Origin of the sequence: Pseudomonas sp. Cab53, from assembly GCF_018325965.1 — a bacterium.
Classification (GTDB): Bacteria; Pseudomonadota; Gammaproteobacteria; order Pseudomonadales; family Pseudomonadaceae; genus Aquipseudomonas; species Aquipseudomonas chlororaphis_E.
Genome location: NZ_AP021902.1, coordinates 1598502 through 1623200, shown reverse-complemented (window position 1 = coordinate 1623200; position 24699 = coordinate 1598502). Strand labels below are relative to the sequence as shown.

Genomic DNA, 24699 nt, shown 5'->3' with positions numbered 1-24699 from the left:
AGGCCTAAAACACGTATGCTCAATCAAAACTGACACACCGAGGGGCATGGTCGAGGGGCCGCTTCGCGACCCAGCGGGAGCAAGCTCCCTCGCCACCGGAGATACGGATTGCTGCCCAGAGGCACATGTTTTGTGCCACAGGACCGCACGCGTGATGGGGGCTCAGCTCAATTCAATGCGATCAGCATGAATGACAATCTGCCCATTCTTGTACAGCGCGCCAATGGCTTTCTTGAAGTTGCCCTTGCTCACGCCAAACAGGCTGCTGATCAGCGCCGGATCGCTCTTGTCGCTGACCGCCAGGGTGCCGTTGTTCTCGCGCAACTTGGCGAGGATCTTGGCGTTCAGGCTGGTGGCGGCTTCCTGGCCCACCGGCTGCAGGCTCAAGCTGATCTTGCCGTCCGGACGGACTTCCTTGATGAAGCCTTTTTCCTGCTTGCCGGCACGCATGAACTTGAAGATTTCGTTCTTGTGGATCAAGCCCCAGTGCTTGTTGTTGATGATCGCCTTGAACCCCATGTCGGTGGCCTCGGCCACCAGCAAATCCACTTCCTGGCCCGGCGTGTAGTTGGCCGGTGTCTTGTCCAGGTAACGGTCCAGGCGAGCGGTGGCGGTAATGCGGCGGGTGTGCTTGTCCAGGTAGACGTGCACCACGCAGTAATCGCCAGCGCTCAACTGGCGCTTTTCCTCGGAGTACGGCAGCAGCAAGTCCTTGGGCAGGCCCCAGTCGAGGAACACGCCAATGCTGTTGACTTCAACCACTTTCAGGCTGGCGAACTCACCGACCTGGACTTTGGGCTTTTCCGTGGTCGCGATCAGTTTGTCGTCGCTGTCCAAATAAATAAAAACATTGAGCCAGTCTTCATCTTCGCTGGGAATATCCTTGGGGATATAACGGTTGGGCAGCAGAATTTCGCCGTCCGGCCCGCCGTCCAGATATAAACCGAAGTTAGTGTGTTTAACCACTTGCAGACTGTTGTAGCGCCCGATTAAAGCCATTTCCAATACCCTCATTGCGTGGGCGGCATTCTACCCGGTTTTGCGGCGCGATTCGTGGCCGTCACACGCTTTGCCGGGAAGGCCCGCGCAACCGTTGATTTTCCTGGCCTTTCGCGCAAACGGCGGCCATTCGTCAGGCCAGCGACGGAGCCAAACGCCCGCCGGCGGCGTTATATTTTTCGCACCGTTGTTATTTAAAACAGAGGGTTAGGGCAACAATGGCTGGATTATCCGGGTGTCATTTGCGCTTGGGCAATACGCCTCGCGGGGGATATTTCCCAAGCTATTGTCAAGTATTTCCTGTACGATGCCTGGCCCAATTAATGATCTATAGGTTAATGGCCGTCATGCGCGTAAAAGCATCCAACAGCAAAGCAAAGCCAGCTCCAGCCGTTGAAACCAGCGAGTCGATCAACGACCAGATCGCGGCGTTCCTCAAGTCCGGCGGCGAGATCCAGCAAATTGCCAAAGGTGTCAGCGGCCAGACGTTCGGCCCGTCCAAGCAGATCAGCCTGGGCAAGAAGTAACCTGCGCCTCACCTTGTCCCAAAGCGCTTTGAGCTTCGAAGCGCTTGGACTGGAAAATCCCTTCCCTGCCTCCTGCATTTCCAACGAATCGACGAACGGCCATCGCTGCCGAGTATTCGCCGGTATCCTTGCACCTCTCTAGCTCAAGCGTTTCAGCTTAGTTTCCGTTCCTGCTCCTCGCTAATTCCGGAGTGAAGCATGCGCTTTCCTGTTGCTGTGCTGACGACCAGCCTGATGACATGTTCCCTGGCCTATGGGCAGGTCTTCCAGCGCGAGCTTGGCGACTTCGACCTCAAGCTTGGCACCACGCCGACCCGCAGCATGGCCCAGGGCCTGGTGACCCAATCGAGCACCGGCTCGTTCCATGGCGGCCTGGACCTGAGCCACGACAGCGGCTGGTACGCCGGCCAATGGTCCCCGAGCGCCGGTCTGACGTCGGACCTTGAAGTCGATTCCTACATGGGCTTTAAACACCCCTTCGACCAGACGCTGGGCTATGAAGTCGGCCTGATCCATTACAGCTATCCCACCGCCGATACCCTCGACAGCCAGGAATTCTTCGGCGGCCTGACCGTACTCGGCAGCCGCTTCGGTGCCGCCTTGAGCAACGATCCGGATAAGCTGAACAGCACGCTATTTGCCGACCTTGGCGGCAACGTGCCCTTCGGCATCGGCATCAGCGCCAAGTACACCACCCACCAGCTCAACACGCCCGTGTCGGTGGACAACGGTTATGTCAGCAGTTTCAGTGACTGGTCGCTGAAAATTTCCCGCCCCTGGAAAGGGCTCGACCTGGACCTGATCTACAGCGACTCGAGCCTCAGCGGCAGCAGCTGCTCGGCCTATTCCGGGCACAACAGCCAGTGCGACAGCCTGCTGACCCTCAAGATGGCCCACCCTTTTTACTAGGCTATGTACGAAATATCTTGAAACTTGGTTATGCGGCGTTAAAAACCGGCTCGGAATGCTCATTGACAACCAGTCAAGTCGAGCGCGACCCCGGTCGTTCCAAGCCGGTTTTTGCCTTGCCTAACCTGCGTTTCAAACTATTTCGTACACAGCCTAGGCGTTACGCTTTTAATCGGCTGAACTGCCGCGCGTCTGCAATGCTCCAACAAAGCACCTACGCCCTCGCAAGGACTCGCTCATGTCGCGCTGGTTAACACGCACCGCCCTGTTCATCGCCGTGCTATTGATGCTCACCGCCTGCAGCCGGGTAGGCCTGGCCTACCGCAACCTCGACCTGATCATCCCGTGGACCCTCAATGACTACCTGGAAATCAACGGCGAGCAAAAAGACTGGTTCAACGAACGCCTCAAGCAACACCTGAGCTGGCACTGCACCACGCAGCTACCGGGCTACCTCGACTGGCTGGACCGCCTCAAGACCATGGTGCAAACCAACCAGGTGACCGATGCCGCCCTGCAACAGCGCACTCAGGAAGCCAAGGCCGCCATCGCCGAAACCGCCCGGGAAATCACCCCGTCGGCCATCCAGTTGCTCCAGGGGCTTAGCGACGAACAAGTGGCGGACATGGACGCCGCCTTCGTCAAGGACCAGCGCAAGCGCCAGGAGGAATACCTCAAGCCGTCATTGCAGGAGCAAATCCAGGCGCGCAGCAAACGCATGGAGAAACGCCTGAACGACTGGCTCGGCCCAATCAACGAGGCTCAGCGTCAACGTGTGATGGCATGGTCCACTGCCCTCGGCGACCAGAACCAACAATGGATCGCCAACCGCGCCCACTGGCAGAACCAGTTCAGCCAAGCCGTGGCCCAACGCCACAGCCCCGATTTCCCGCAGCGCATCGAGCAACTGCTGGTCAACCGCGAAAGCCTCTGGACACCGGCCTATCGCGAAGCCTTCAGCAAGACCGAAGCCCAGGCCCGCAGCCTGCTGATCGACCTGCTGGCCGAAAGCACCCCGCCCCAGCGCGAGCGTTTGCTGAAGAAAATCGACGGGGTAAAGAAGGACTTCAGCGACTTGAAATGCCTGAAATCGGCACGCTCTTGAAACCACAAAAAATCCAATGTGGGAAACGGGCTTGCCCGCGAATGCGATCTACCAGCTAACGATCATGTTGGCTGACACGGCGCATTCGCGGGCAAGTCCGCTCCCACAAACAAGGCGCACACCCATCAGGCAATCTGCGCCTTCGAAGCCAAGTCATCGAACGTGAACTCATCCAGCGCATCGTCCTGCTCATCCAGCACCTGGCGTGGGTGATCATTGCCCGGAATGCTGCTGTCGATCAGGCTCAGCAAGCGCGAACCGCGGGGCGTGAGCACGAAGTTTTCGCCATTACCGCCTTCTTCCTCCGGCCGAGGTTCAATGAAGCCACGCTCCAGCAGCAGCTTTTCATACTCCCCGGCAACCGCTTTCAGATGATCGAGATTCTCGATCTCCTCGCCCTGCGCCGCCTTGGCCGCCGCGTGCTGCTCCGCATAAGGCCGAGGGGTAAAGCTGTGGCCGGCGCCGTTCTGCACTTCGTGCAGCAGCCGTTCGATCAAGTCCCAGTTATAAGTCGTCATCCTGGTCCATCCTCCAAAGAGTGAGATGCCTTCCCAGCGTCCTGTTTCGCAAATACAAGACACTAAGGGTGTGACCGAGACGCTGCGCCGCCGTTCAGCCGGGCTTCCCGACGGGCCATTTCATCTGCCGACCAACGGTCTGTCGAATTCACACACGGCCAAACGACCACTGACACAAGCACTTGCTGAACGACCCTGCCTACAGGAGAAATCATCATGAACGTCGAGAATCATCCGGTCGTCTCGCGGGAAGAATGGCTCGCTGCGCGCCGCGAACACCTGGCCCACGAAAAAGCCTTCACCCGCGAACGGGACAGACTCAGCGCCGAACGACGCGCCCTGCCCTGGGTCAAGATCGACAAACCCTATCGCTTCCAGGGCCCCCACGGCGAACTCAGCCTGGCCGACCTGTTCGACGGCCGTAGCCAACTGGTCGTCTACCACTTCATGTTCGGCCCCGGCTGGAAAGAAGGTTGCCACGGCTGCTCCTTCCTGTCCGACCACATCGACGGCGCCAACCAACACCTCGCCCATCACGACGTGGCGGTGGTCGCCGTCTCCCGCGCATCCTTTGCCGAATTCCAGCCGTTCAAGCGGCGCATGGGCTGGGCCTTCGACTGGGTCTCCTCAAACGGTTGCGACTTCAACGACGACTTCGGCGTCAGTTTCAAAGCCGAAGACACCGCTGCCGGAACGGCCACCTACAACTACGAAAAAACCGACACCGCCGAAGGCGAACTCCCAGGCCTGAGCGTCTTCTATCGCAACCAAGCCGGCGAGATCTTTCACACCTACTCCACCTATGCCCGAGGTTTGGACATGCTGGTCGGGACCTACCACTACCTCGACCTCACGCCGAAGGGTCGTAATGAGGACGAAATCATGGACTGGGTACGGCATCACGATAAGTACGACGAGGCCAAGCCACACAGCTGCTGCCACGACTGATGCGCCAACCCGCACAAGTCGAGCGCGACCCCTGTGGCGAGGGAGCTCGCTCCCGCTCGACTGCGTAGCAGGCGCCCGCGATGCCTGAATCAACACCACCACTTGAATGTGATTGGAAACGATTGCGGCCGCAGGAAGAACAATAATGAAAACGGACGACCTGATTCGCCCGTTTCATTGCTGGATCCTTTATTGCCGGTGGTTTTGCTGCGCTTGCATGTACTGACGCAGAAGTTGATTGATGCGCGTCTGGTAACCAGCGCCCTGCCCCTTGAACCACTCCAGCACATCGGAGTCGAGGCGAATGGTCACCGCTTGTTTTGTTGGAACACGCAGCTCCGCGCGGCGGAAGAAGTCCTCACCCAGCTCAGGAATATCGCTGGTATCGATGTTCGGGTCATTCAACTTGGCCAGGCGCTCCCAGTCAGTTTTCGATGTTTTCGACATACCGTATGGCCTCCTGCTTATGGCTTTTCGGAAGGAGATGATGAGGATTACATCGCCCCGCAGCTCGATGTACACGACCATGCCAATCATCGCTTTGATCAAGCCAATGGTTCGACGCATGGCGCCTCTTCACCGAAGACTACTGCCAAAACCGTTCTTCTGAAATCAGACGCATCCCGAAAAAAAGTACGAAAGAACCTGCACAGACGTGGAAACCTCCTGCGAAACAGACGGACAGAATTACAGCAGGTCGTAGTGAAGGAAACGGGAACTTGCTCCGCTACCGTGATGAAGTATGAAGACGCCAAGCCACATGGCTGCTCATACGGCTAAAAACCAATCCTTAGGCCGACATCGCTCCGTGGCGAGGGAGCTTGCTCCCGCTCGACTGCGTAGCAGTCGCTTGCTTTGCCTGACCCGCGGCAGCCCCAAAAGCCGACTGATGCAGGGCCAAAGGTCTTACACAAAGCTCGGAAAGTGGCGTCTTGTGGCTCGGGATGGGTCGGCCTATAGTCCCCCATCGCCCCAAAAGGCGATTCGGGTTTGGCGACCCGACTACAGAGAATGCGAAAGCTACCAGCTCATTGCAGGTACCGACGCACCCGCAAAGCCGCTATATTCCACGGCGGCTGTGCGCGGGAGATCTTCGGATCTGCCGGTTTTCTCTGTAACCGGTTCGCCAACCTGCGCACAGCCACCACCCAATTGTTTGGCGACGACTGAGTGATGGCTTTCAGCCAATCAAACAGAGATCTTCAAAATGAATCGATACATGCCCATCACTGGCATCGACTGCGTCCCCGCCACCCTGCTCATCGACACCGAAGCTCCACTCGACGTACTTTTCGAAACCGCCGACTACCGTATTCGGACCGTGACTCAGGTGTTGGAGAACATCGCGTTTCGTTCGGATATCAGCTCCGACACCATCGTGCTTTCCGACTTCTGCAAACTGCTGACAGTATCGTTGCGCGATGGGTGTGATGTAATGGATGTGATTGGGCGACGGTTGCGCGATCAAGCGGCGAGGTAATGAAAAAATGGGCGACCTGTGGTCGCCCGTTTTGCATGTGCCAACTGAATTAGAGGCTAGGAACTTTCGCGATAGGAGTGCGTTGCTGAGGTTGTGTGGTGTCATAGACATGCAATTCGCAGCCCTGCCCCACAAACTGAAACTCCGCCAAGTAAACCTTACCTTTCTAGGGTGAACGTGGGGTTGATCGGGATCAGCTTGTACTTCCAACTGTGAGAAGTGCTTCAAGGCTGCGCAATGCTACTACCTTCACCTGATCCAACCTCAAACACACTTGAAGCCACACCCATCAAACAACCATACTTTTTTTATACACCACACCCTCCCCTTCATTGAACGCATAGACGCTATCGTACTGAAAGGAAAGAACGAAGCGCACCGAGGACTTTAACGATAATTCCTCCATCACATGCCCTGATCTCGCGCCAACTCTGCTCCAGTTTATGCAGGGGGCAATGAAATGCCCCCATGACACCAACAAGCCAATCCACGCCCCACCCCTCAGCTGACACAACACTGGGCGGTTCGACCAATTCAAAATAAAAGAAGCAGTTCGAATCAGAAAAATGGCCTTCTAACGAGTTTTTCTCCACTGTTACAGTATTGGCAATCTTCTGCACAACATGCCGAATAACTTCCAGCGTGGCACCCGCCTCAATTTCCATGAACATAGTGATTGTCATCGCTGGACCTCAATCAAAAAAGGGACAGATTCTGAGGGATCCCCACAAATCTACTCCAGTGCCTGCGCCTCTTGATGTACCTCTGCGCGCAGCGCGTGCTCAAGCCTCTCCAAGGTGCTTCGAGAATTTGAGCCGCGTCCGCTGCGCCAGTATTCCAAGCCCAGCCGCCAAAGCGATAGCACTCGTCGGCGTTTAAGGCTGTTGCTTTGAAATCGGCGCTCATGACCCGCCTCGCGGGCCTGCAACCCCGTTAAACAAATGATGTAATTAGCCAGAGCCGAGATCAGCAAAAGCACTTCGATTCGGCGTGGGCAGCGACTCCGATGGCGAGTGATGCCTACCCCAAAATACTCACTTTTTACATCCCTGAAGCCTTCTTCTATCTGCATGCGCTGTTTATAAATGGCCACGATTTTCGATGGGTTCCATTGATCTTCCGGCAGGTTGCTGGCCAACAACCAGGGCTCTCGTTCACGATTGGCCGATTGCCTACTGAGTTTGTTTTTGGCAATTGAGCCGGTGACACGCTGGTGTTTGCGACCCTTTGCCGAATGCTTAACGCAATACAGATCAATGATGTGCGGAGCGCTCTGGGTCATCTCGATCCGTCCCAGTGACTTCGGTGAGGACGATGCCAAAGCGTAGAGGCTTTTAACGGGTAGCCAAGTGTCTGCGTCGTTTCGGTAGAGATCCCGATTACGTACACGTCCCACGTAATATCAGCCTTGCGCTTCGACGGCTTTGATCCATGGCCGGCGAAAACCTGCATCAGCCACAAGGATCGGAACGCAGTCTTTGGGGAGTATTTCGGCCAGCGTTTGTAGCAGTCGTTTTTGATATTTCGGACAACCCTCGCGTTCGTGAACACTCTCGTAGATCGGGAACGAACGTCCTGCCAAAGGGATGGCAGCGCGCAACAAAAAGAACTCTCCAGCCGCATCAATAGGTGACCAGTCAACCAGGATCAACGGATGTTTCAGCGAGCTCAGCAATGCTCTCAGCATGACCCAGTAGAACAACGGGCGCTCGGTTTGCAGATGCCGATTACCCAGCAACCGATCCACTCGCTTGATGGTGTGTTTGGGATAGGCTTTGCTCGGCAAGAATCGACCAAGCCCCGTCAGAGTGAGCCGACGTCCTCGGAGTAAAGCGCTGACACAACACATCAACGTTTTCAGACGATGAGAATGAACATCGGGAAGTGCTTGGGCGAGCGCGCTGTGTAAGAATCGGATGGCCTGCATGGGTCGGGATCTTGTTTTGTGTGGTGCAACACAAGCTGCCGATTCATGCAGGTCTCTTCAATATTCCAACTTCTTGATTTTGTGTAAGAAAATTCGGGGATCCCTCAGAATCCGACCCCTTTTTCTCCGCTGAGGAATCCCCGTAGAGTAATAGATCTACTCTAGCAAACCTTGATAATTTTTATATTATCGAAAGACCCAACCGGAATTTTGTATAAAACCCCTTTAATATTCAGCGGCAATTTAGAGTCCTTCATTCCACCTTTAGGCCTTGCTATTAATTTGTAACCAGCATCACAAACATCATAACTAAACAATCCTTTCCTAGCCATCGCAGCAAACGACTTCAAGTATCGATCGCGCTGAACCTTGATATTAAAATCTGGAATATTTTCCTCAACTACTTCGCACTCAAAACCATCACTCAACGAACAAAAAAACTCATAGGCCATTTCATAATCAGAAATCGACTCCCTGATCACCTCAGGAACAACACCTCGCCCTCCAGTTGCAAAATGCGCAAGCAACCCATCATTGAAAACTGCAAACCAATCCAAATCATTAACCTCTAAAAATTCATCATCCATTTCCACTTATTCAGCTCCAAAAATATTTGTGCAATTCTCGCAACGTGGCACCACCTCACCAGGCCTAAGAAAAAGGGGACAGATTTATTTTCCCGACTCAGTCCTCGGCCGCCCCTGTCTTCGCCGCTCTACGCGCGCACCCACAATCCGCCCGACCTCGTCTACGAAACGGCTTGTACCCGTCAATTGACCTCGCTGCAACGCATCGCGGATCAATCAGGATAGTTTGGTGTACAAACGCCTAATACCGGTCCCCTTTTCGGAAAATAAATCTGTCCCCTTTTTATTCTTTTTATTTCGTCCCCTTTTCATTTCCGGGAATATTGGCTCCTTGCAAGCTCTCAGCGTAACAGAGGAATGAAAAATAAATCTTTCATCTTTTATTTATCACTCATACAAACCGAAGCTTCCAATAGTCATTTCCCGCCACCACCCAATACCGCTCGCTAGCAGGAATCAAAAAGCTAAAATCAAAACATTCAGCAATCCAGTCTGGATAAGCTAGACCTTCATGAACACGCGCGTCATCCATATGCATAAAAATTTTTCTGTCAAAATTTATGTAAAACCTAGGAAACCTAGAGTGAATCATGTTGGCGCGTTTAAACAGATCCTGGGTCAAACCTTCACCGGTTAAAAAATAATACTCAACTTTTTCAAAAACCTCGAAATCCGCACCTATAAAATCATTTAAATCACTTGGAGACAAAATTTTTCCACTTGAATCACCCAAATACTGCGGAAAATTTTCCGCCGTCATTTTCAGAATGCCACCTCTGAAACTTTTGCAAGACTGCTCATATTGCTCCTGGGTTATTTCGCCACTATCAAGGTAGGCGCGATAGTCTTTCTCTGCATCAAGAGAAAAATTATACTTCTCATCTACAACCCAATAACACTTTCCAGCATGCACAAAAAAGCAAATACTTTTCTCCCCCCGCCAAAGATCATCAAGTACCGATTGACTTACGGTCATTGCTTGAACTCCTTAAAAAATTCATCCTGTGTATAAACCCGGGCGTTGCTCGAGTTCTTTTCGAGTAGCGACTCCCACATTTTTGGTAACTCCACAAAGGGGACAGATTTATTTTCCCAACTCAGCCCTCGGCCGCCCCTGCCCTCGCTGCTCTACCCTCACACCAACAATTCGCTCCACCTCATCTACGAAACGGCTTGTTCCCGTCAGTTGGCCTCGCTGCAAGGCATCGCGGATCAATCGAAGCTGATCAGACGGAATGGCTTGGCGCACAAACTCCCCATACCGAAGCTGCCGCTCCAGCGGGGTATCACCCAAAGCCAAGAAGCAGGGATCAGAATCTAACCAGCACCTACCAGGCCCATCACTTACCCGGCTTCGATAGCTCGACCATACATAGTCTGCGACATCAGCGACCATACGAGCACGTACAGGATTCAACTCAATGTAACGACTACAAGCGAGCAAATATGAATCCGACTGGACCACGCTGGATTTGTAACGGCTTTCCCACAGGGTGCCTGAACGCCCTTCCAATCGATTTCGATAGCGCGTCGCACGGGCAGCCAGTGCCTTCATTAACTGCCCCAGCCCAACGGTCGACTCCCCTGGAGCTAGCAACAAATGGACATGATTCGTCATCAGGCAATAGGCGTAGACCTTTACTCCGAACGCATCCTTCAGCTCACGCAGATCAGATAGATAGCGCTGATAATCCTCCGCCGCCGCAAACACTACCTGCCGGTTATGGCCGCGCTGTACCACGTGATGCGGATAATTTGGTAAAACAATACGTCCCATTCTTGGCATATTCGCTTCCTGTATCCTTGGAAGCTTTCAGCGTAGCAGAGGAATGAAAAATAAATCTGTCCCCTTTTTCTGTTTTCGCCGCATTCTTGGCAGATTCGCTTCCTGTATCCTTGGAAGCTTTCAGCGTGGCAGAGGATTGAAAAATAAATCTGTCCCCTGTTTGCTAAAAATAATTTGGCGTACAGACGCCTCATACCGCCGTCCATTTTCGGAAAATAGATCTGTCCCCTTTTTCCCTTCTAACGCATACCTCTGTACGGATCCTTAACTGAGTCACCTACCTCAGAAAGCGCAAGTGAAATCTCATTAAAAACTTCCGGCGACACATCCATTAATGAGCAGGAGCATAGAAACCCCCTTATTTTCTCGAGCCCTAATCTCACCATAATACCAATGATATCTTCAACCAACGCTTGATCATACCCATCCCATACGGAAATCAAGCAATATTCGATCCGTTCTCTTATACCACCATCCAAAACATTATAAGTATGCCACTGTCTATCACTTAATTCTAAAATCGACTTTATAAAATCTCCCCTTTTGACAGCTTGCAACTCGAAACCATCCAACAACTCTGTAAATTCAACTTCGAGCTCTTTGTTAGTCATTGAGTCTGGCAGACTAGTATAGTATTCAAAACTCTTCATATTTAAAAATCCACCGGTATATGCGTTGCATTGGAAGGCTGCCTGTACAACAAGCCGTCTTGACCAAGCAGCTTGTTCCCAATTTTTATTTGTGCAGTCCATCCGGAGCCAGCGTTTGAACCAGGAAACTTAGCAGCAGCGTTCGCATCAGGCGCATGCCATTTTATCTCGACTTTTTGACCATTCCATATGTATTGAAACTTGCTCCCATCGGCAATTGTACCTGAGGGCTTGAAACTATTTTGCGTACCAGGCGGCACCAGCTTCTCCAAATCCGCAGCACTGATCCTACCATTATTAATAAACCCTTTGGCTGAAGCGTAAGCATCAAAAAAGGCGGCTGTTTTATTCACTGGCTGGTTTAAGTAGCCAAAATCGCCATCTGCTTGCGACGCGGGGGACTCAGGCTTTGAGCTTGGCGGAGTCGCTTGTTCCGTCGCTCCCCCTTTCGGAACATTAACACCGACAACCACAGGACTTTTACCCAGAATCTCCATACTCAAGGTAGTCTTCAGCTCAGTCAACAACCCAGCCCGCTCAAACAGCGATAACTGCCGTCCAGCCTGTTGATCAAGCCAACTGGTCTCCTTGACCCATTGATCGACCCCTGCCCATTCATCCGGCGTCAGCCAACCTTCCTTGAGGCTCTTCGCGAACGCCATTTGCTTATCTGAGGTAAACAGCGCTCCCCAACCATCTACTCCCTGTGACGGAACGGCAACCGCCCCTGGATTTCCCGTGAGAAGCCCGGCCATGTCATAAGAAACATTACGCCGCAGGAAGTCCATCAAGTCCTTGGCGACAGGAGCGTCCAAAGAAACCGCGCTTTGCTGGATCGCCTCTACACACGCTCTGCTTTCACAAGCGTTGATGGCCATGGAACGCTGGGCAGATAGTTCTTCGTACTTTCCGACGATCTCGCGGATGTTCTGTGCGCTGCATCCCTCAGTCGCCCGACACCCCTGAAGTTCTTTAAGCAGACGTTCTGCTGACTGATGATTGAGGTTATTGTACTGAGTTGCGTTTGCCGTTACCGCAGCGGCGGCGGATGCGTCCCCGCCCGTAAATGCCGCTGTCAACACACCTATCAGCTGAGAAGCACCCAACAACTTGCTCACGCCTTGTTGGTATTCCGGGCTGTTTCGATCTACTCCGACCGGTAGCAACTTGTCGGCAAGGGCATCTACCAATGCCTCGTTCGCGCCAGCAGCAATAGCGCCTGTACGGAAGTCCCCTCCCATAGCTTCCGCCATCAATCCACCCAACGCGGCATGCATCACTACTTTGGAAAGCTTGCCATTGTCGAAGACGGTGATATCACCAATTTTATTAGCGGAAACCGCCCCACCAATGCTAATCGCCGAACCCAATGCAGACGTAACCAGGTTGTCTTTCAGGCTCCCGCCAGTGATCACTGTCTTGGCGGCGGCGTCAGCGGCCACTTTTATAGCCACGCTTTGTGCGCTGGGGATATCAAACTTCAGATCTGTAGGACTAAACCCGAACTGCGAAGCGATGCCCGCTGACGCCCCTGCCAGCACATAGCCCTTCAGGTTTTCGGATGAGAAAACGTCTTTGAAGACAGCTCCCATATTACCTTTGTTATTAATTGTGCTGACCGCTGCAGTACTAGCCACCGATGTCAGCGCCGCAGAGGCAATAAGGTTACCGGTCCCTGCCGCTGCGGTCCCCACCGCCGTACCCGCCGATACCATTGCGGAGCTACCCGCAGCCGCCATCGCCGTACCTGAACCGGCCGTTGCGCCAGCTGCCGACCCCACTGCCGCACTCGCAGCTCCGGCTGTCAGGACGGTGACAATAATAATGATCGCCAACATCGCCCCCTGCCCAAGGCTGGAGCTGCTGTACTTGAACGACTCGTGAGTTTCTTTCACCAACCGCCAGTCAACATCGCCACGCTGTTCGGCCTCCTTGAGCCAAGCCAACTGAGGGTCAGCTTTAACCATCGCATCAATGGTCTGACTGACCGTGTTCTGGTTGATATTCTTGATATCGATGTTCAAGCCATCGACCGCTTTGATGACCAAGTCTCCCTGTGCTACAAGTTGGCTCTGGATCAAGGTCTCGTCCGTATGGCCTTTGCCCTTCATCGAGTTCCAGGCCATGCTGGACTTGCTCTTTGTATGAGTCTCCTGACTCAGATCCTTCACGCCCTCAAAAGTAATCGCCCCTCCACTCTGCACAGTCAGGTCACCCCCACTGTTCAATTTGGCAGCTTGATACCGCTGGTCATCCCCACTGACCAACGTCAGATCGCCTCCGGTGGTGATTTCACTCCCCACGTTCGTGACCTTGGTCACCTCGTCATGCTTGGTCTGCTTTTTCCCCCAACTGCCCTTTTTCTTTTTGTCGTACAGCGAGTAGTCACTGTCCTGCGCTGCCAAGACGTCGAGGTTTTCGCCCGCCACCAGGTAAGCTTCATCCCCGGCACTGATGCGGCTGGAGATGATGGCCATGTCTTTTCCGGCCCCCATCGTCACGTCACCGCCAGCGCTGATGGCGCTGCCAATCTGTTTGACGTGATCTTCCTGGGTGGTGACTTTTTTCGTTTTGGAATAAGAGTGGGTTTCGTCAGTTGCGGAGGAGATGGTCATATTCTCCCCGGCGGTCAATGCGACGTTGCGCTCGGCCCCGAGTTGGCTGGCGATGGCAGCGAAATCCCGGCCGGCGTTCACGGTCAGGTCGCGACCTGCTTGCGCGCTGGAGCCGAATTGCGTCACCGCGCTTTTGCGAACGCCATTGTTGCTGGCACTTTCCTGTTGGGCTGAGGCAATGATCGCGTCCCGACCGGCATCGATCGTGGTGTCACGACCACTGACCATGACGCTGCCGACGCTCTTGAAATCGCGTCCGGCGCCCATGTCCAGGTCATTGGCAGCCTCGATACGGGCGGCGCTGTCCATGAAGTCCTGTCGCCGACTGTCGTTTGCGGTGGTAACGGTACGCTCGTTGACGACGTCCCCCATCACCGCCTTGATGCTGACGTCACGCCCGGCGAGGATCCCACCGGCCTGGTTGGCGATGTTGTTGACCGCCAACACGTCCAGGCGATTACCGGCCTCGATCAAGCCACTGTTGACCAGGTCGTTGCCTGCGGTCGCCGAAAGATTGTTGGATGCGCGCAGGGTGCCGACGTTGTCGAGGTTTTGGCCGGCGATCAGCGTCACGTCATTACCGGCAATCAGCGCACCGGTAGGCCCGAGGCGGCCCTCGGTCTGCGCCAGGTACAGCACCGGCACCAGGACTTTTTCGCCATTCACTTCGTGCTCTTCAAGCCAGACGATGTCGTGGGTCAGCGCCGCGACTTGCTCCGAAGTCAACGTCACGCCTACCGACAAACCAAGCTCCTGCTTGCTGGCGATGGCGTTGTTCATCAGGTACTTGAACAGGCCTTCGTCGCTGGTTTGGCCGTCGATGAAGCGCTGGCCGGTGCGGGCGACCACCGCTTGTTGGATCAAGCGCTGTTCGTAGAGGCCGTCGCCCAGGCGTTTGGCGCTTTGGTCCGGGTCGTAGCCGAGGTTTTGCAGCAGGTAGTCCGAGCTCATGAACGACTTGAGGTCGGTGAGTACGGGGTTGGTCTCGATCAGGTACTTTTGCGGGTTAGGCTTGAAGGAGGTCTCTGGTATACCTTGAACGCGCGCGACCGTCTGGCTGGCGGCTGGCGTATCAACCACATTGCCCACCTGGGGGACGACCTGGGTCGTTGGGAGCAGGTTGGTGCCTGTGACATTCACCGCGGCCACTTGAGTCCCGGCGCTGCTGCTGTTGCGACTTGGCATCGGCAGCGAGTGGCTGTCTTGTGCAGGCGCACTGACGTTGAGCGTACTGGCGCTCACGTCGCTGTCGTTGGCTTGACGAGCGATCAGGGACAGTTGCCGATCACTGGCACCCACCGCCGCGATCGCACCTACCTGGACAGCACGGGCTTGAGTATCCGGCAGGTCTTGTTGGCGCTGGCTGGTGCTGATCGAGGCGCTGCCCATGCTCCAGTTTGGCGAGCCGGAGTTGGCCTGAGTGGCCTGTTGAGCCGAACCACCTTGGCCGCTCAGGCGGAACAGACCGTTTTGACCGGTTGGCAAGGCGAAGCCAGGAAGGCTCAGTGGGTTCACCTGCTGCTGGGCGCGATCAGGTGGCAGCTGATTGTTGATCCTGACGATGGTGGTGCCGGTTCCGCTTGCCTGGGTATTCGCGACTTTGTTGGTACCGCCGCTGGCGGTGTAGTCCTCATGGATGACACTGTTCTGCAGGTCTTTGGTGGCGGTGATCGAGACGTTACCGCCGGCCTGGATGACGGCGTTACGGCTGCCGACTGTACTGGCGGTGCCGGAACTGTCTTTGGCGATTTCGATGTCACTTAGAAGGTTGTACTGATCCAGGTTTGGCATCTGAAGCAGGTTGTTCGGATCGTACTGGGATTGCGTGGTGTTCTCGAAACCGTAGGCCAGCCCGGGCAGTACGAGGTTGTAGTCTCCACGTGTTTTGACCGTGCCCCCTGTATCGGCATCTGTAAGACTCACCACGGAAAACGATTCACCGTCTCGCCCCCCTTCCCTGTAGCGAGTCGATTTGGGGATGGCCTTGTGAATATTCCCGTCCAGATCAAGGTAATAGACATACGGGAAATCAGGGTTATTGCGCTGGTTGTAAGGAGTCAGGACGTTGGCGAAAAACCGTCCAGTACCGCCGTCGCTCATACCTGCGACTTGATACATGCGGGTGCGCTCGATGGTTCCGTTCTGCGCACCGATGTTCTGCACGTTGTCGGCCACGATGTTGATATTGCCGCCGGCGCTCACCGTACTTTTACTGTTGAGAAAGCTGCTGCCTTGGAACACGAAATCCTTGCCGGCCGTCAGCAATGACGAGGCACTGGTGTCGTTGTCAACACTTTCGAAGACCTCACGGGCCGCCAGTGTGAAGGTGTAGTAGTCCCCTTTGCAGTCATTACATATATTGGCGATAAACCCCGAAATCAGCTTGCGCCCACCAGACGCCACCGCACCCTCGGTACGGTTCTGGAACCCATCGGCGTTGATCGTGAATGTGCCGCCGCTCTCCATCGAACCGGAGACGTTGTTTACGCTGGCGGCTCGCGCGGCGGCGCCATAACCCCCTATCAACACATTCCCCAACCCGTAAAGATCACCGCTCTGGTTGGTGAAGTTACTCACCCCCAGCGTCATATCCGCACCGCTGAATACCAACCCACGGTCATTAAGCAGCGAAGGGGTTTTCAACACGAGGTTGCGGGCCGAACCCAGGGTCCCGGCGTTGATGAGGTTTCCGGCCTGGACGGTCAGGTTGGCACTGGAGGTGAGACGCCCGGCGTTGCTCAGTTGTCCGCCGATGGTCACTGTCGAGTCACCACCACCGGCGATGCTGGAGGCCGCGCCCAGACTCAGTTGGGCCGCGGTCAGGTCAATCCCACCGAGACTCGACATCCGCCCGTTGCCAACATAGCTCCCCCCCAAGGTAAGGTTGATCGAACCATCACTGGCAATCAGCCCATCATTGCTCCAATTTCCCCCACTCCCCACCAAACGGGTAGAAGCCAGCAACTGCCCCGTCCCGGTCTGCGTCAGGTTGTTCACATTGACGGTCAGTCGCCCGGCCTGGATCACGCTGCTGTTGGTCCAGCTGTCTGCGGTCAGCGTCAAGCCGCCGCGGGTGACGAGGCTGCCGCCGGCGTTGGTGAGGTTGGCGGTGGAGATGTCAAAGTCGCCGCTGCCAACATGCAACAAGCTGCCGCCCAGGTTCTGGAAGTTGGCGGCGTTGAGGATCAGGCCGTTGTTGGCGGTTTCCAGCGTGCCGTTACGGTTATCGAACAGCCCACCAATCTGGAAGTTGGTCGTACCGCTCCCGCCCAATGCCCGCAACTGCCCGGTCTGGTTATCGAGGCTCGCCGCTTTGATTGCCAGGGTGCTGTCGCTCTCGATGATGCCCAGGCGGTTGTTCAGCGCGCCGGTGAGGTTCAGGTCGATCTGGCTGCCGGCGATCTGGCCGTCGTTGTCGCCGCTGTTATCGAAATCGTTGCCGGTGACGTTGACCTTGCCTTTGGCGTAGAGGCCGCCGTTGCGGTTGTCGAAGTTGCGGGTGGTGACGGTGGCGTCGCCGGTTTGCGCGGAGATGCGCCCGCCGTAGTTGTCGAGGCCGCCGAGGGCGATCAGGTTCAGGCGCTGGGCCTGGGTGATGCCGCCCTGGCGGTTGTTGTTCAGGTCGTAGCCGTTTTTCAGCACGCCGCTCAGTTGGGTGGTGAGCAGGCCTTGCAGGCTGGCGAGCACGCCGCCGCGGTTGTCCAGGTTGCGCCCGACGACCGCCACGTCACCGGCCTTGGCTTGGAGGCGGCCGCTCTGGTTGTCGATGTCGCCGGTCACGGTGAGCGTCAGCGCGCCCTGGCTTTGCACGACACCCTTACCGTTGCCGAGGCTGGCCGCGTCGATCTGCACGCCGCTGTTCTGGCTGTAGATCAGACCGTCGGCGTCGTTCTGTACCGTGCCGGTCGTGTTGAGGATCAATTGATCATTAGCCGCGACGGTGCCGCGATTGCGGTTGTCCAGGCCACCGGTGAGCAAGGTCAACAGGCCTTGGCTGGCGATCTGGCCGCCCTGGTTGTTGATTTGCGTGGCGCGCTCGACCCGCAGGGGGCCGACGCTGGCGAGCTTGCCGTTGGTGTTGGTCAGGGCGCCGAGCAGGTCCAGGGTGACAGCGGCGTTGCCGATCAGGTTGCCACCGCTGTTGTCCAGGCTGGTGCCGGTGAAGCTCAGAGCGTTCTGTGCATTGAGGGTGCCGTTGGCGTTGCCCAGCGTCATGGCGTTCATGACCAGGGTTGCGCCGCTGTCGATCAGGCCGCCTTGGGCGTTGTTCAGCAAACCGCCCGTGACGGTCAGGGTCTGGTCGGCACCGCTGGAAAGAATCCCGCCCCGGTTATCCAGGCTGGCGGCGCTGACCGTGAGTTTTTTCTGGCTGACCAGCGCACCGGCAGCGCCGTTGAGCAGCGCTGCGCTGAGGGTGACGCCGACGTCCCCGTTGCGGCTGGAGAGCGTGCCGTTGTTGCGGTTGTCCAGGCTGCTGCCATTGACCTGCAAGTCTTGCCATCCAGAGATCAAGCCGCTCTGGTTGACCAAGCTATCGCCGTCGAGGCTCAGGCTCTGGCTGCTGATCAGCTTGCCGCCGCTGTTATCGAGTGTCTGGCCGCTGAGCGTGAAGCTCTGGCTACTGGAAATTTCGCCGCTCTGGTTGTTCAGGTTGCGCAGGCCGTTGAGGGTCAGCGGACCTTTAGCGGTGATCAGGCCATTGCGGTTGTTCAGGTCATGGCCGCCCAGGTTCAGCGCCATGGCTTGTTCGCCCAACAGACGCCCACCGTTTTGGGTCAACGCCGCGAGGGTCAGGTGCATATCGCCCTTGGCCGACACTTCGCCACCGTCGCTGGAGTCCAGCGCGTTGGCAGTCAGCGTGAGATCACCCTGGGCATTGATCAGGCCGTTGGCGCTGTTGTTAAGCGCCATGGCGTTGAGGAGCAAGGCACCGCTGGCCAACACGCTGCCGCCCTGGTTGTTCAAATCGCCGCTGTTGAGCGTGAGCAATTGCGCGGCGCTAATGAGGCCTTGGGCCTGGTTATCCAGTTGTTGATCGATCGCCAGGACGAGGTTGCTGCGACTGGTGAGTGTGCCGCCATTGTTGTTCAGGCTTTGGGCGTGGGCATCGACGGTTGCCGCGCCGATCAGGCCCTTGACGTTGTTCAGCGCCTGGGCGATGCGCAGGGTCAGGCCCTGGTTGCTGAGCAACCGGCCGCCGTCGTTGTTGAGGCTTTGCGCCGCCAGGGTGAAGGCTTGGGCGCTGGAGATTTCGCCGCCCTGGTTGTTCACGCCGAGCAGGTTTTTCAGCAGCAGCGTGCCGGGGGCATTGATCAGGCCGTTCGGGTTGTTGAGCTGGCCGTTGTTCAGGTCCAGGCTCAGCGAGGTGTTGCTGAACAGCTGGCCGCCCTGTTGATCCAGGCCGGACACCGAAGCCGTCAGCGCGCCTTGGCTGCCGATACGGCCGCCGTCCTGGTTGGTGACCTGGGCCGCGTTGAGGCTCAGGGTGCTGCCGCTGTTGAGACGTCCGTTCTGGCTGTTGTCGAACGCGCCGGTGGTGACGTTCACCGCACCTTTGCCGCTGATGCTGCCCTGCTGACGGTTGTCCAGCGCCGTGCTGGTGAGGAGCAACGCGCCGTCGGTCACCAGTTCACCGCCCTGGTTGTCGAGGCGGCCCAGGCTTTTAACCGTGAGATTGGCCGCACTGGACAGGCTGCCGCCGGTGTTGCTCAGGTTGGCGGCGCTGACGTCCAGGGTGCCTTCGCTGCTGAGTTGACCCTGGGTGTTGATCAGGTCGCCACTGAGCTCAATGCGCTGGTTTTGCTGGCTGATCAGATAGCCGCCGCTGTTGTCCAGCGAAGCGCCATCGAGGTTCAACTGTGCCTTGGCACTGAGCAGGCCCTTGTTGCGGTTGATCAGTTTGTCCACGGTGAGCTTCAGCGTCTGCCCGGCGAATAACTGGCCGCTGTCGCTGTTGTCGAGGTTTTTACTCACCAGCGTGACACCCGTGTTACCACTCAGCTCGCCGCCACGGTTATCGAGATCGTCAACCTTGAGATCCAGCGCTTTTGTTGCGCCGATCAAACCGGCCTGACGGTTGTCCAGGCTGGATGCCTTCAAGCTCAGGTCCGTGGTGCTGACCAGCGTGCCTTGACGGTTGTCCAGCGCGGAGACGGTGACGTCGAGCCCGGCTTTGCCGGCGATGCTGGCGGTGCGGTTGTCCAGGCGATCAGCGTTCAATACCAGCGCGCCGTCGGCGATCAGCGAACCGCGCTGGTTGTCGAGCAACGTATCGACAGTCAAATCGAGTTGATCGAGGCTGCTGATCAGGCCATCGCGGTTATCCAGGCTGGCGCTGTGGCTGTCTACGGACGCGGCCGAGATAATCCCTTTGGCGTTGTTCAGCGCCTGCACTGTTCGAAGCATCAGGCCTTGGTTGCTGAGCAGTTTGCCGCCGCTGTTATCGAGGTTGCGCGCCGCCAGGGTGAACGCTTGCCGGCTGGAAATTTCACCGCCCTGGTTGTTGACGTCCTTGAGGTTGCTGAGCAGCAACAGGCCCGGGGCATTGATCAGGCCGCCCTGGTTGTTCAGTTGGCCTTGGTTCATGTCCAGGCTGACGCGGGTGTTGCTGAACAACTCGCCTTGCTGTTGATCCAGGCCAGTGAGGGATGCACTCAGGGCCTGGCTGCTGGCGATACGGCCAGCGGCGTTGTTCACCTGAGTGGCGGTGAGCGTCAGGGTATTGCCCGAGGTCAGGCGCCCGCCCTGGCTGTTATTGAAAGCGCCAGTGCGCACTTCAGTGGCGGCGCTGCCCGAGACCAGGCCTTTCTGGCTATTGTCCAGGCTGGCGCTGTTGAGCGTCAGCGCGGCATCGGTGCTGATGGAGCCGCCTTGGTTGATCAAACCGCCCTTACTGACAATCGACAACGCACCGGCGCTGCCCAGGCTGCCGGCAGTGTTGTCGAGGCTGCCGGCGTTGACGGTCAGTGCACCTTCGCTGCTGATCAGGCCTTTGTTATTGAGCAGTGCGTTGTCGAGGGTGATCACCAACGCCTCAAGGCTGCTGAGGGAGCCTGCACTGTTGTCCAGGGTGCTGCCGGTGAGCGTGAGGCCGCCTTGGGCGTGGATCAGGCCCTTGGTCTGGTTGATCAGTTGCGCGACTTTCAATTCAAGAGCGCTGCCGGCAATCAGTTTGCCGCCGTCGCTGTTGTCCAGCCGTTGAGCGCCGACCTTGACGCCCAGTCCTGCGGACAGTTCGCCCGCACGGTTATCGATCTGCCCAACCTGCAGATCCAGCGCTTTTGTAGTGCCGACCAAGCCACCGTTGCGGTTATCCAGAACGCTGCCGGTCAGGCTCAGGTTGCCTTGGGCGACCAGCGCACCGCCCTGCTGTTGCAAGGTATCGATCACGGCGGTGAGGTCGGTTTGGCTGGAGATTCGGCCAAGACCGTTCTGTACTTCATCGGCCTTCAAGTTCAGCGGGCCGACGCTGCTCAGCAGGCCACCGCTGTTGTCCAGCCGCGTGCTTTCGACGGTGACCTGGGTCTTGCCGGTGATGACGCCGTTGTTGCGGTTGTCCAGTTGCGCGACTGTCAGTTGCAGCGCTTTGTCAGCGCGGACGTTGCCGCCACGGTTGTCGAGCGAATCGCTGCGCAAGGTCAGCAGATCCTTGCCGGTAAGGCGTCCGCTACGGTTATCGAGGCTGCCGGTTTGCAGGTCCAGTGCGCCTTTGGCAATCACTTCGCCCTGGCTCTGGTTGTCCAGTAGGCCGCTGATGCGGGCGCGCAAGCTGTCGTCGCTGATCAGCTGCCCGCCGCCGCTGTTGTTCAGGCTGGTGGCCTGGATGTCCACCCGCTTGCCCGAACCGAGCACGCCCTCGCGGTTGTCCAGCGCACCACCCAGGGTGATCTCCAGGGCGTTGTCGCCCAGCACCTGGCCGTTGCGGTTGTTCAGGGTCCTCGCGTTGAGTCGGGTCAGCCCGGCACTGGACACTTCGCCCGCCAGGTTGGTCAGCGCGGCGTCGAGGTTCACGCTCAGGTCGGCGTCGCTGCTCAAGGTGCCGCTGCTGTTGTCCAGGCTGGCTGCGCGCACGACAAGGCCACTGGCCGAGATCCGTCCTTGGGCGTTGTTCAACGCCTGGGCAATGGTCAGGTTGAGGCCTTGCTTGCTGACGACTTTGCCGGCCCTGTTGTCCAACGCGCTGGCGTTCAGGCTGAAGGCCTTGTCGCTGGAGATCTCACCGCCACGGTTGTCCACAGCGGCAAGGTTGTTCAGCAGCAGCGCGCCGGGAGTACTGATCAGCCCGCCCTGGTTGCTCAGCTGCCCATGGTTAAGGTCAAGAGAGAGACGGGTGTTGCTGACCAGTTGGCCATTCTGTTGCGCCAGCCCGGTGACGCTGGCATTCAGGGCCTTGGCACTGGCGATGCGGCCGGTGGCGTTGTTCACCTGGCCGGCCTTCAACAGCAGCGTGTCGCCGCTGATCACGCTACCGCCCAGGTTGCTCAAGGTCGCGGCACTGTCGATGTTCAACGCACCGACGCTGGTCAGTTGGCCCGCATCGTTAGTGATCCCGGCGGCTTTGACGTTGGCGGTGGTATCGCCTTTGATGCTGCCTTGGGCATTGAGCAGTTGCCCGCTCAGGTCCAGGTTCATCCCTTGCCGGGCGTAAAGCGAACCCTGGCGGTTGTCCAGTTGCCCGGCGTTGACTGCCAAGGCGCTTCGGCTGGAGATCACGCCCTGGCTCTGGTTGCCCAGGCGTTCCAGGGTCAGGCGCAGGTCGCCGTAGGCAATCAGTTTGCCGCTGTTGCTGTTATCCAGCTCGGTGCCGGTCAACGTCAGGGCGCCCTGACTCGACAGCTCACCGCCGCGGTTATCCACCTTGCCTACATTGACGTCGGCGGCCTGGGTTGTGGTGACAACGCCATTCTGGCGGTTGTCCAGGCTCGCCGCATTGAGCGTCAGCAGTCCAGCCGACGACAGCAATCCCGCCTGATTCAGCAGTTGCGCCGAAAGGCTGGCGGTGAGCGCGCCGTCACTGAGCAAACGGCCCGCCGTGTTATCCATCGATGCAGCGCCGAGCTGGACGCTCTTGCTTGAAGTGAGCCGACCACTGCGGTTGTTCACCTGGCCGCTGGCGTTGATAACCAAACCCTGCCCCGCCGCGACCAGACCCGCCACGTTATCCAGCGAAGCGACGCGCAACGTGACGCCGTTCAAGCCGGTAAATTCGCCACTGTTGTTATTCAACTGCCCGACATTGGCCGTGAGATTGCCGTTGCTGCTGATCGTGCCCTGGGTGTTGAGCAGTGTGTTAGCGGTGATGTTCAGGGTGTTGTTGCTCAGCACCCGACCTTGGTTTTGGTTGTCCAGGGTCGCGGCGTTGACCGTGGTGGTCTGCCCACCGCTCAGCGTTCCGCCTTGGTTACTCAGCGTCTGCGTCACGTTGGCTGTGAGGTTACGACTGGCAACAACACTCTTACCCTCGTTACTCAGACTCTGCGCCGTCAGGCTCACATCCCCCGCCGCATTACGCGTGTTATCCGCATTGACCCCGGCCTCGATCATGCCGCTGTTGGTCAACTGCCCGCCCGCGTTCAGGGTGATGCTGTCTCGCGCCGCGAGGGTTTGCTGGTTGCTCAGGTTGCCTTGGGTCTGCACATTCAGTGCGGTGCCGGCATAGACCGCGCCTTGCACGGTGGCGCTGGCCGCCTTGACGTTGACCGCGCCCGTGGCGGAGGTCTCGGCCAGGCTCAACTGGCCGTTGGCGTCGAGCTGGATGTCGCCGCCGCTGGCGATCAGTTTGCCGTCCAGCTTCACGCCGACGCCGGCCTCGGTGCCCACCAGCTTGATGGCTCCGGCGTACATCCCGCCCAGGGCCGAGGAGTCGATGGCCAGTTGCGGTTTGGCGCTGCCGTCGTCGGCGCGGGCGGTGGCGTTGAGGGTGTCGGCGTTGACGTCGTTGCGACCGGCAACAATCGTCAGGTTTTTTGCCTGGATCTCGGCGTTGATCCTGGCGCTGCGGGTGATGATTTCGAAGCGGTCGATGTTGGTGGCGTTGAGGCCGGCGCCTTCGACGGTGACGCTGCCCTGGTCCACTTGGTAACGGTCCAGCCGGCCGTTTTCCACCACCGGTTTACCGGTGCTCAAGGTCACTTGCGGGCTGTTGATGAACCCACAGCCGTTACAGGTGATGCCGTAAGGGTTGGCGACGATGACGCGGGCCGACTGCCCCGCCACTTCGGTGTAGCCGCGCAGTTGGCTGGGGTTGCCGCCGTTGACTTCGTTGAGGATGGTCGTGGCCGCGGTGCCGCTCAGGTTCGGGTTGCCGAGGATGATCCCGCCCAGTTGCGTGGCCTGGGTGCGGGCGGTGGCGTTGTTGAGGATCACGCCGTTGCTGCCGACGTTGTAGTCCGTGAACTGGTTGTGCGATAGGCCGTTGCCGTTGGGCCGGGCGATGTTGACGATGGGCACGCCATTGCCTGCCCGGTCCAGGCCGGTGCCCGCCGCACTTACGGCAATCCCGTCGGCCTGGGCCCACATCGGTTGCCAGAACATGACGTTGGCCAGCAAAAACGCCAGGCCACGCTTGGGCATGCCGCAGAACCGTTCGCGGGTTTGCAGGGCAGCAGAAGGTTGGCGGGCCAGGAAGGCGTATTGGCGATCGTCCATG

General features: G+C 57.5%; 14 protein-coding genes and 2 pseudogenes. 5 read left to right on the top strand and 11 right to left on the bottom strand.

What is annotated here, in order from left to right; translation table 11 throughout:
• Nucleotides 1-162: 162 nt before the first annotated feature.
• Nucleotides 163-999 carry a S1-like domain-containing RNA-binding protein gene (locus KI241_RS07115; protein ID WP_042732534.1) on the bottom strand — a complete coding sequence of 279 codons (837 nt, stop codon included), beginning with the start codon at nucleotides 997-999 and terminating at the stop codon, nucleotides 163-165.
• Nucleotides 1000-1337: 338 nt separating this feature from the next.
• On the opposite strand from KI241_RS07115, the gene KI241_RS07110 reads away from it, so the two are divergent.
• The 3 genes from KI241_RS07110 (at nucleotide 1338) to KI241_RS07100 (ending at nucleotide 3540) form a co-directional block, all read left to right on the top strand.
• Nucleotides 1338-1526 carry a hypothetical protein gene (locus tag KI241_RS07110; RefSeq protein WP_018607615.1) on the top strand — a complete coding sequence of 63 codons (189 nt, stop codon included), beginning with the start codon at nucleotides 1338-1340 and terminating at the stop codon, nucleotides 1524-1526.
• A gap of 198 nt (nucleotides 1527-1724) precedes the next feature.
• Nucleotides 1725-2435, top strand: a complete 711-nt coding sequence (locus KI241_RS07105; RefSeq protein ID WP_053146361.1) for a TorF family putative porin — start codon at nucleotides 1725-1727, stop codon at nucleotides 2433-2435.
• Nucleotides 2436-2673: 238 nt separating this feature from the next.
• The gene (locus KI241_RS07100) at nucleotides 2674-3540 is read left to right on the top strand and encodes a DUF6279 family lipoprotein (RefSeq protein ID WP_123578541.1); all 867 of its coding nucleotides are present in this window, start codon (nucleotides 2674-2676) and stop codon (nucleotides 3538-3540) included.
• A 125-nt stretch (nucleotides 3541-3665) separates the two neighbouring features.
• Here KI241_RS07100 and KI241_RS07095 read toward each other — a convergent pair whose 3' ends face one another.
• A complete protein-coding gene (locus KI241_RS07095; protein ID WP_042732336.1) occupies nucleotides 3666-4058 on the bottom strand; it encodes a transcriptional regulator in 393 nt (130 codons plus the stop codon).
• Between the two features lie 216 nt (nucleotides 4059-4274).
• On the opposite strand from KI241_RS07095, the gene KI241_RS07090 reads away from it, so the two are divergent.
• Nucleotides 4275-5006: a thioredoxin family protein gene (locus KI241_RS07090; RefSeq protein WP_123578540.1), complete on the top strand. Its 732-nt coding sequence runs from the start codon at nucleotides 4275-4277 to the stop codon at nucleotides 5004-5006.
• A gap of 189 nt (nucleotides 5007-5195) precedes the next feature.
• Here KI241_RS07090 and KI241_RS07085 read toward each other — a convergent pair whose 3' ends face one another.
• Nucleotides 5196-5453, bottom strand: coding sequence for a BrnA antitoxin family protein (locus KI241_RS07085; RefSeq protein ID WP_053147047.1), 258 nt, complete (start codon nucleotides 5451-5453; stop codon nucleotides 5196-5198).
• A gap of 760 nt (nucleotides 5454-6213) precedes the next feature.
• On the opposite strand from KI241_RS07085, the gene KI241_RS07075 reads away from it, so the two are divergent.
• Entirely contained in the window at nucleotides 6214-6486 is a 273-nt protein-coding gene (locus KI241_RS07075) for a hypothetical protein (RefSeq protein WP_212803506.1), read from the top strand.
• Between the two features lie 347 nt (nucleotides 6487-6833).
• Here KI241_RS07075 and KI241_RS07070 read toward each other — a convergent pair whose 3' ends face one another.
• From KI241_RS07070 to KI241_RS07040, 8 genes and pseudogenes are all read right to left on the bottom strand, one after another.
• On the bottom strand, nucleotides 6834-7169 hold the full coding sequence (locus KI241_RS07070) for a hypothetical protein (RefSeq protein ID WP_212803505.1): 336 nt from the start codon (nucleotides 7167-7169) through the stop codon (nucleotides 6834-6836).
• 50 nt (nucleotides 7170-7219) lie between these two features.
• Nucleotides 7220-8413 (bottom strand): annotated as a pseudogene (locus tag KI241_RS07065) (IS4 family transposase).
• A gap of 161 nt (nucleotides 8414-8574) precedes the next feature.
• Nucleotides 8575-9000, bottom strand: a complete 426-nt coding sequence (locus tag KI241_RS07060) for a hypothetical protein (protein WP_047739209.1) — start codon at nucleotides 8998-9000, stop codon at nucleotides 8575-8577.
• Between the two features lie 84 nt (nucleotides 9001-9084).
• Nucleotides 9085-9216 (bottom strand): annotated as a pseudogene (locus KI241_RS27725) (transposase); the annotation flags it as partial.
• A 175-nt stretch (nucleotides 9217-9391) separates the two neighbouring features.
• Complete coding sequence (locus KI241_RS07055) at nucleotides 9392-9976, bottom strand: hypothetical protein (protein ID WP_042732417.1); 585 nt, start codon at nucleotides 9974-9976, stop codon at nucleotides 9392-9394.
• Nucleotides 9977-10084: 108 nt separating this feature from the next.
• Nucleotides 10085-10786: a transposase gene (locus KI241_RS07050; RefSeq protein ID WP_080964378.1), complete on the bottom strand. Its 702-nt coding sequence runs from the start codon at nucleotides 10784-10786 to the stop codon at nucleotides 10085-10087.
• 239 nt (nucleotides 10787-11025) lie between these two features.
• Complete coding sequence (locus tag KI241_RS07045) at nucleotides 11026-11436, bottom strand: hypothetical protein (protein WP_212803504.1); 411 nt, start codon at nucleotides 11434-11436, stop codon at nucleotides 11026-11028.
• A 2-nt stretch (nucleotides 11437-11438) separates the two neighbouring features.
• Nucleotides 11439-24698 (bottom strand): filamentous hemagglutinin N-terminal domain-containing protein, encoded by a 13260-nt coding sequence (locus tag KI241_RS07040; RefSeq protein ID WP_212803503.1) that lies wholly within the window; start codon nucleotides 24696-24698, stop codon nucleotides 11439-11441.
• Nucleotide 24699: the final 1 nt, after the last annotated feature.

What these genes read in the sequence shown, in the direction of transcription:
- KI241_RS07115 (WP_042732534.1), bottom strand. Translation starts at nt 999, where the DNA reads ATGGCTTTAATCGGGCGCTACAACAGTCTGCAAGTGGTTAAACACACT.
- KI241_RS07110 (WP_018607615.1), top strand. Translation starts at nt 1,338, where the DNA reads ATGGCCGTCATGCGCGTAAAAGCATCCAACAGCAAAGCAAAGCCAGCT.
- KI241_RS07105 (WP_053146361.1), top strand. Translation starts at nt 1,725, where the DNA reads ATGCGCTTTCCTGTTGCTGTGCTGACGACCAGCCTGATGACATGTTCC.
- KI241_RS07100 (WP_123578541.1), top strand. Translation starts at nt 2,674, where the DNA reads ATGTCGCGCTGGTTAACACGCACCGCCCTGTTCATCGCCGTGCTATTG.
- KI241_RS07095 (WP_042732336.1), bottom strand. Translation starts at nt 4,058, where the DNA reads ATGACGACTTATAACTGGGACTTGATCGAACGGCTGCTGCACGAAGTG.
- KI241_RS07090 (WP_123578540.1), top strand. Translation starts at nt 4,275, where the DNA reads ATGAACGTCGAGAATCATCCGGTCGTCTCGCGGGAAGAATGGCTCGCT.
- KI241_RS07085 (WP_053147047.1), bottom strand. Translation starts at nt 5,453, where the DNA reads ATGTCGAAAACATCGAAAACTGACTGGGAGCGCCTGGCCAAGTTGAAT.
- KI241_RS07075 (WP_212803506.1), top strand. Translation starts at nt 6,214, where the DNA reads ATGAATCGATACATGCCCATCACTGGCATCGACTGCGTCCCCGCCACC.
- KI241_RS07070 (WP_212803505.1), bottom strand. Translation starts at nt 7,169, where the DNA reads ATGACAATCACTATGTTCATGGAAATTGAGGCGGGTGCCACGCTGGAA.
- KI241_RS07060 (WP_047739209.1), bottom strand. Translation starts at nt 9,000, where the DNA reads ATGGATGATGAATTTTTAGAGGTTAATGATTTGGATTGGTTTGCAGTT.
- KI241_RS07055 (WP_042732417.1), bottom strand. Translation starts at nt 9,976, where the DNA reads ATGACCGTAAGTCAATCGGTACTTGATGATCTTTGGCGGGGGGAGAAA.
- KI241_RS07050 (WP_080964378.1), bottom strand. Translation starts at nt 10,786, where the DNA reads ATGCCAAGAATGGGACGTATTGTTTTACCAAATTATCCGCATCACGTG.
- KI241_RS07045 (WP_212803504.1), bottom strand. Translation starts at nt 11,436, where the DNA reads ATGAAGAGTTTTGAATACTATACTAGTCTGCCAGACTCAATGACTAAC.
- KI241_RS07040 (WP_212803503.1), bottom strand. Translation starts at nt 24,698, where the DNA reads ATGGACGATCGCCAATACGCCTTCCTGGCCCGCCAACCTTCTGCTGCC.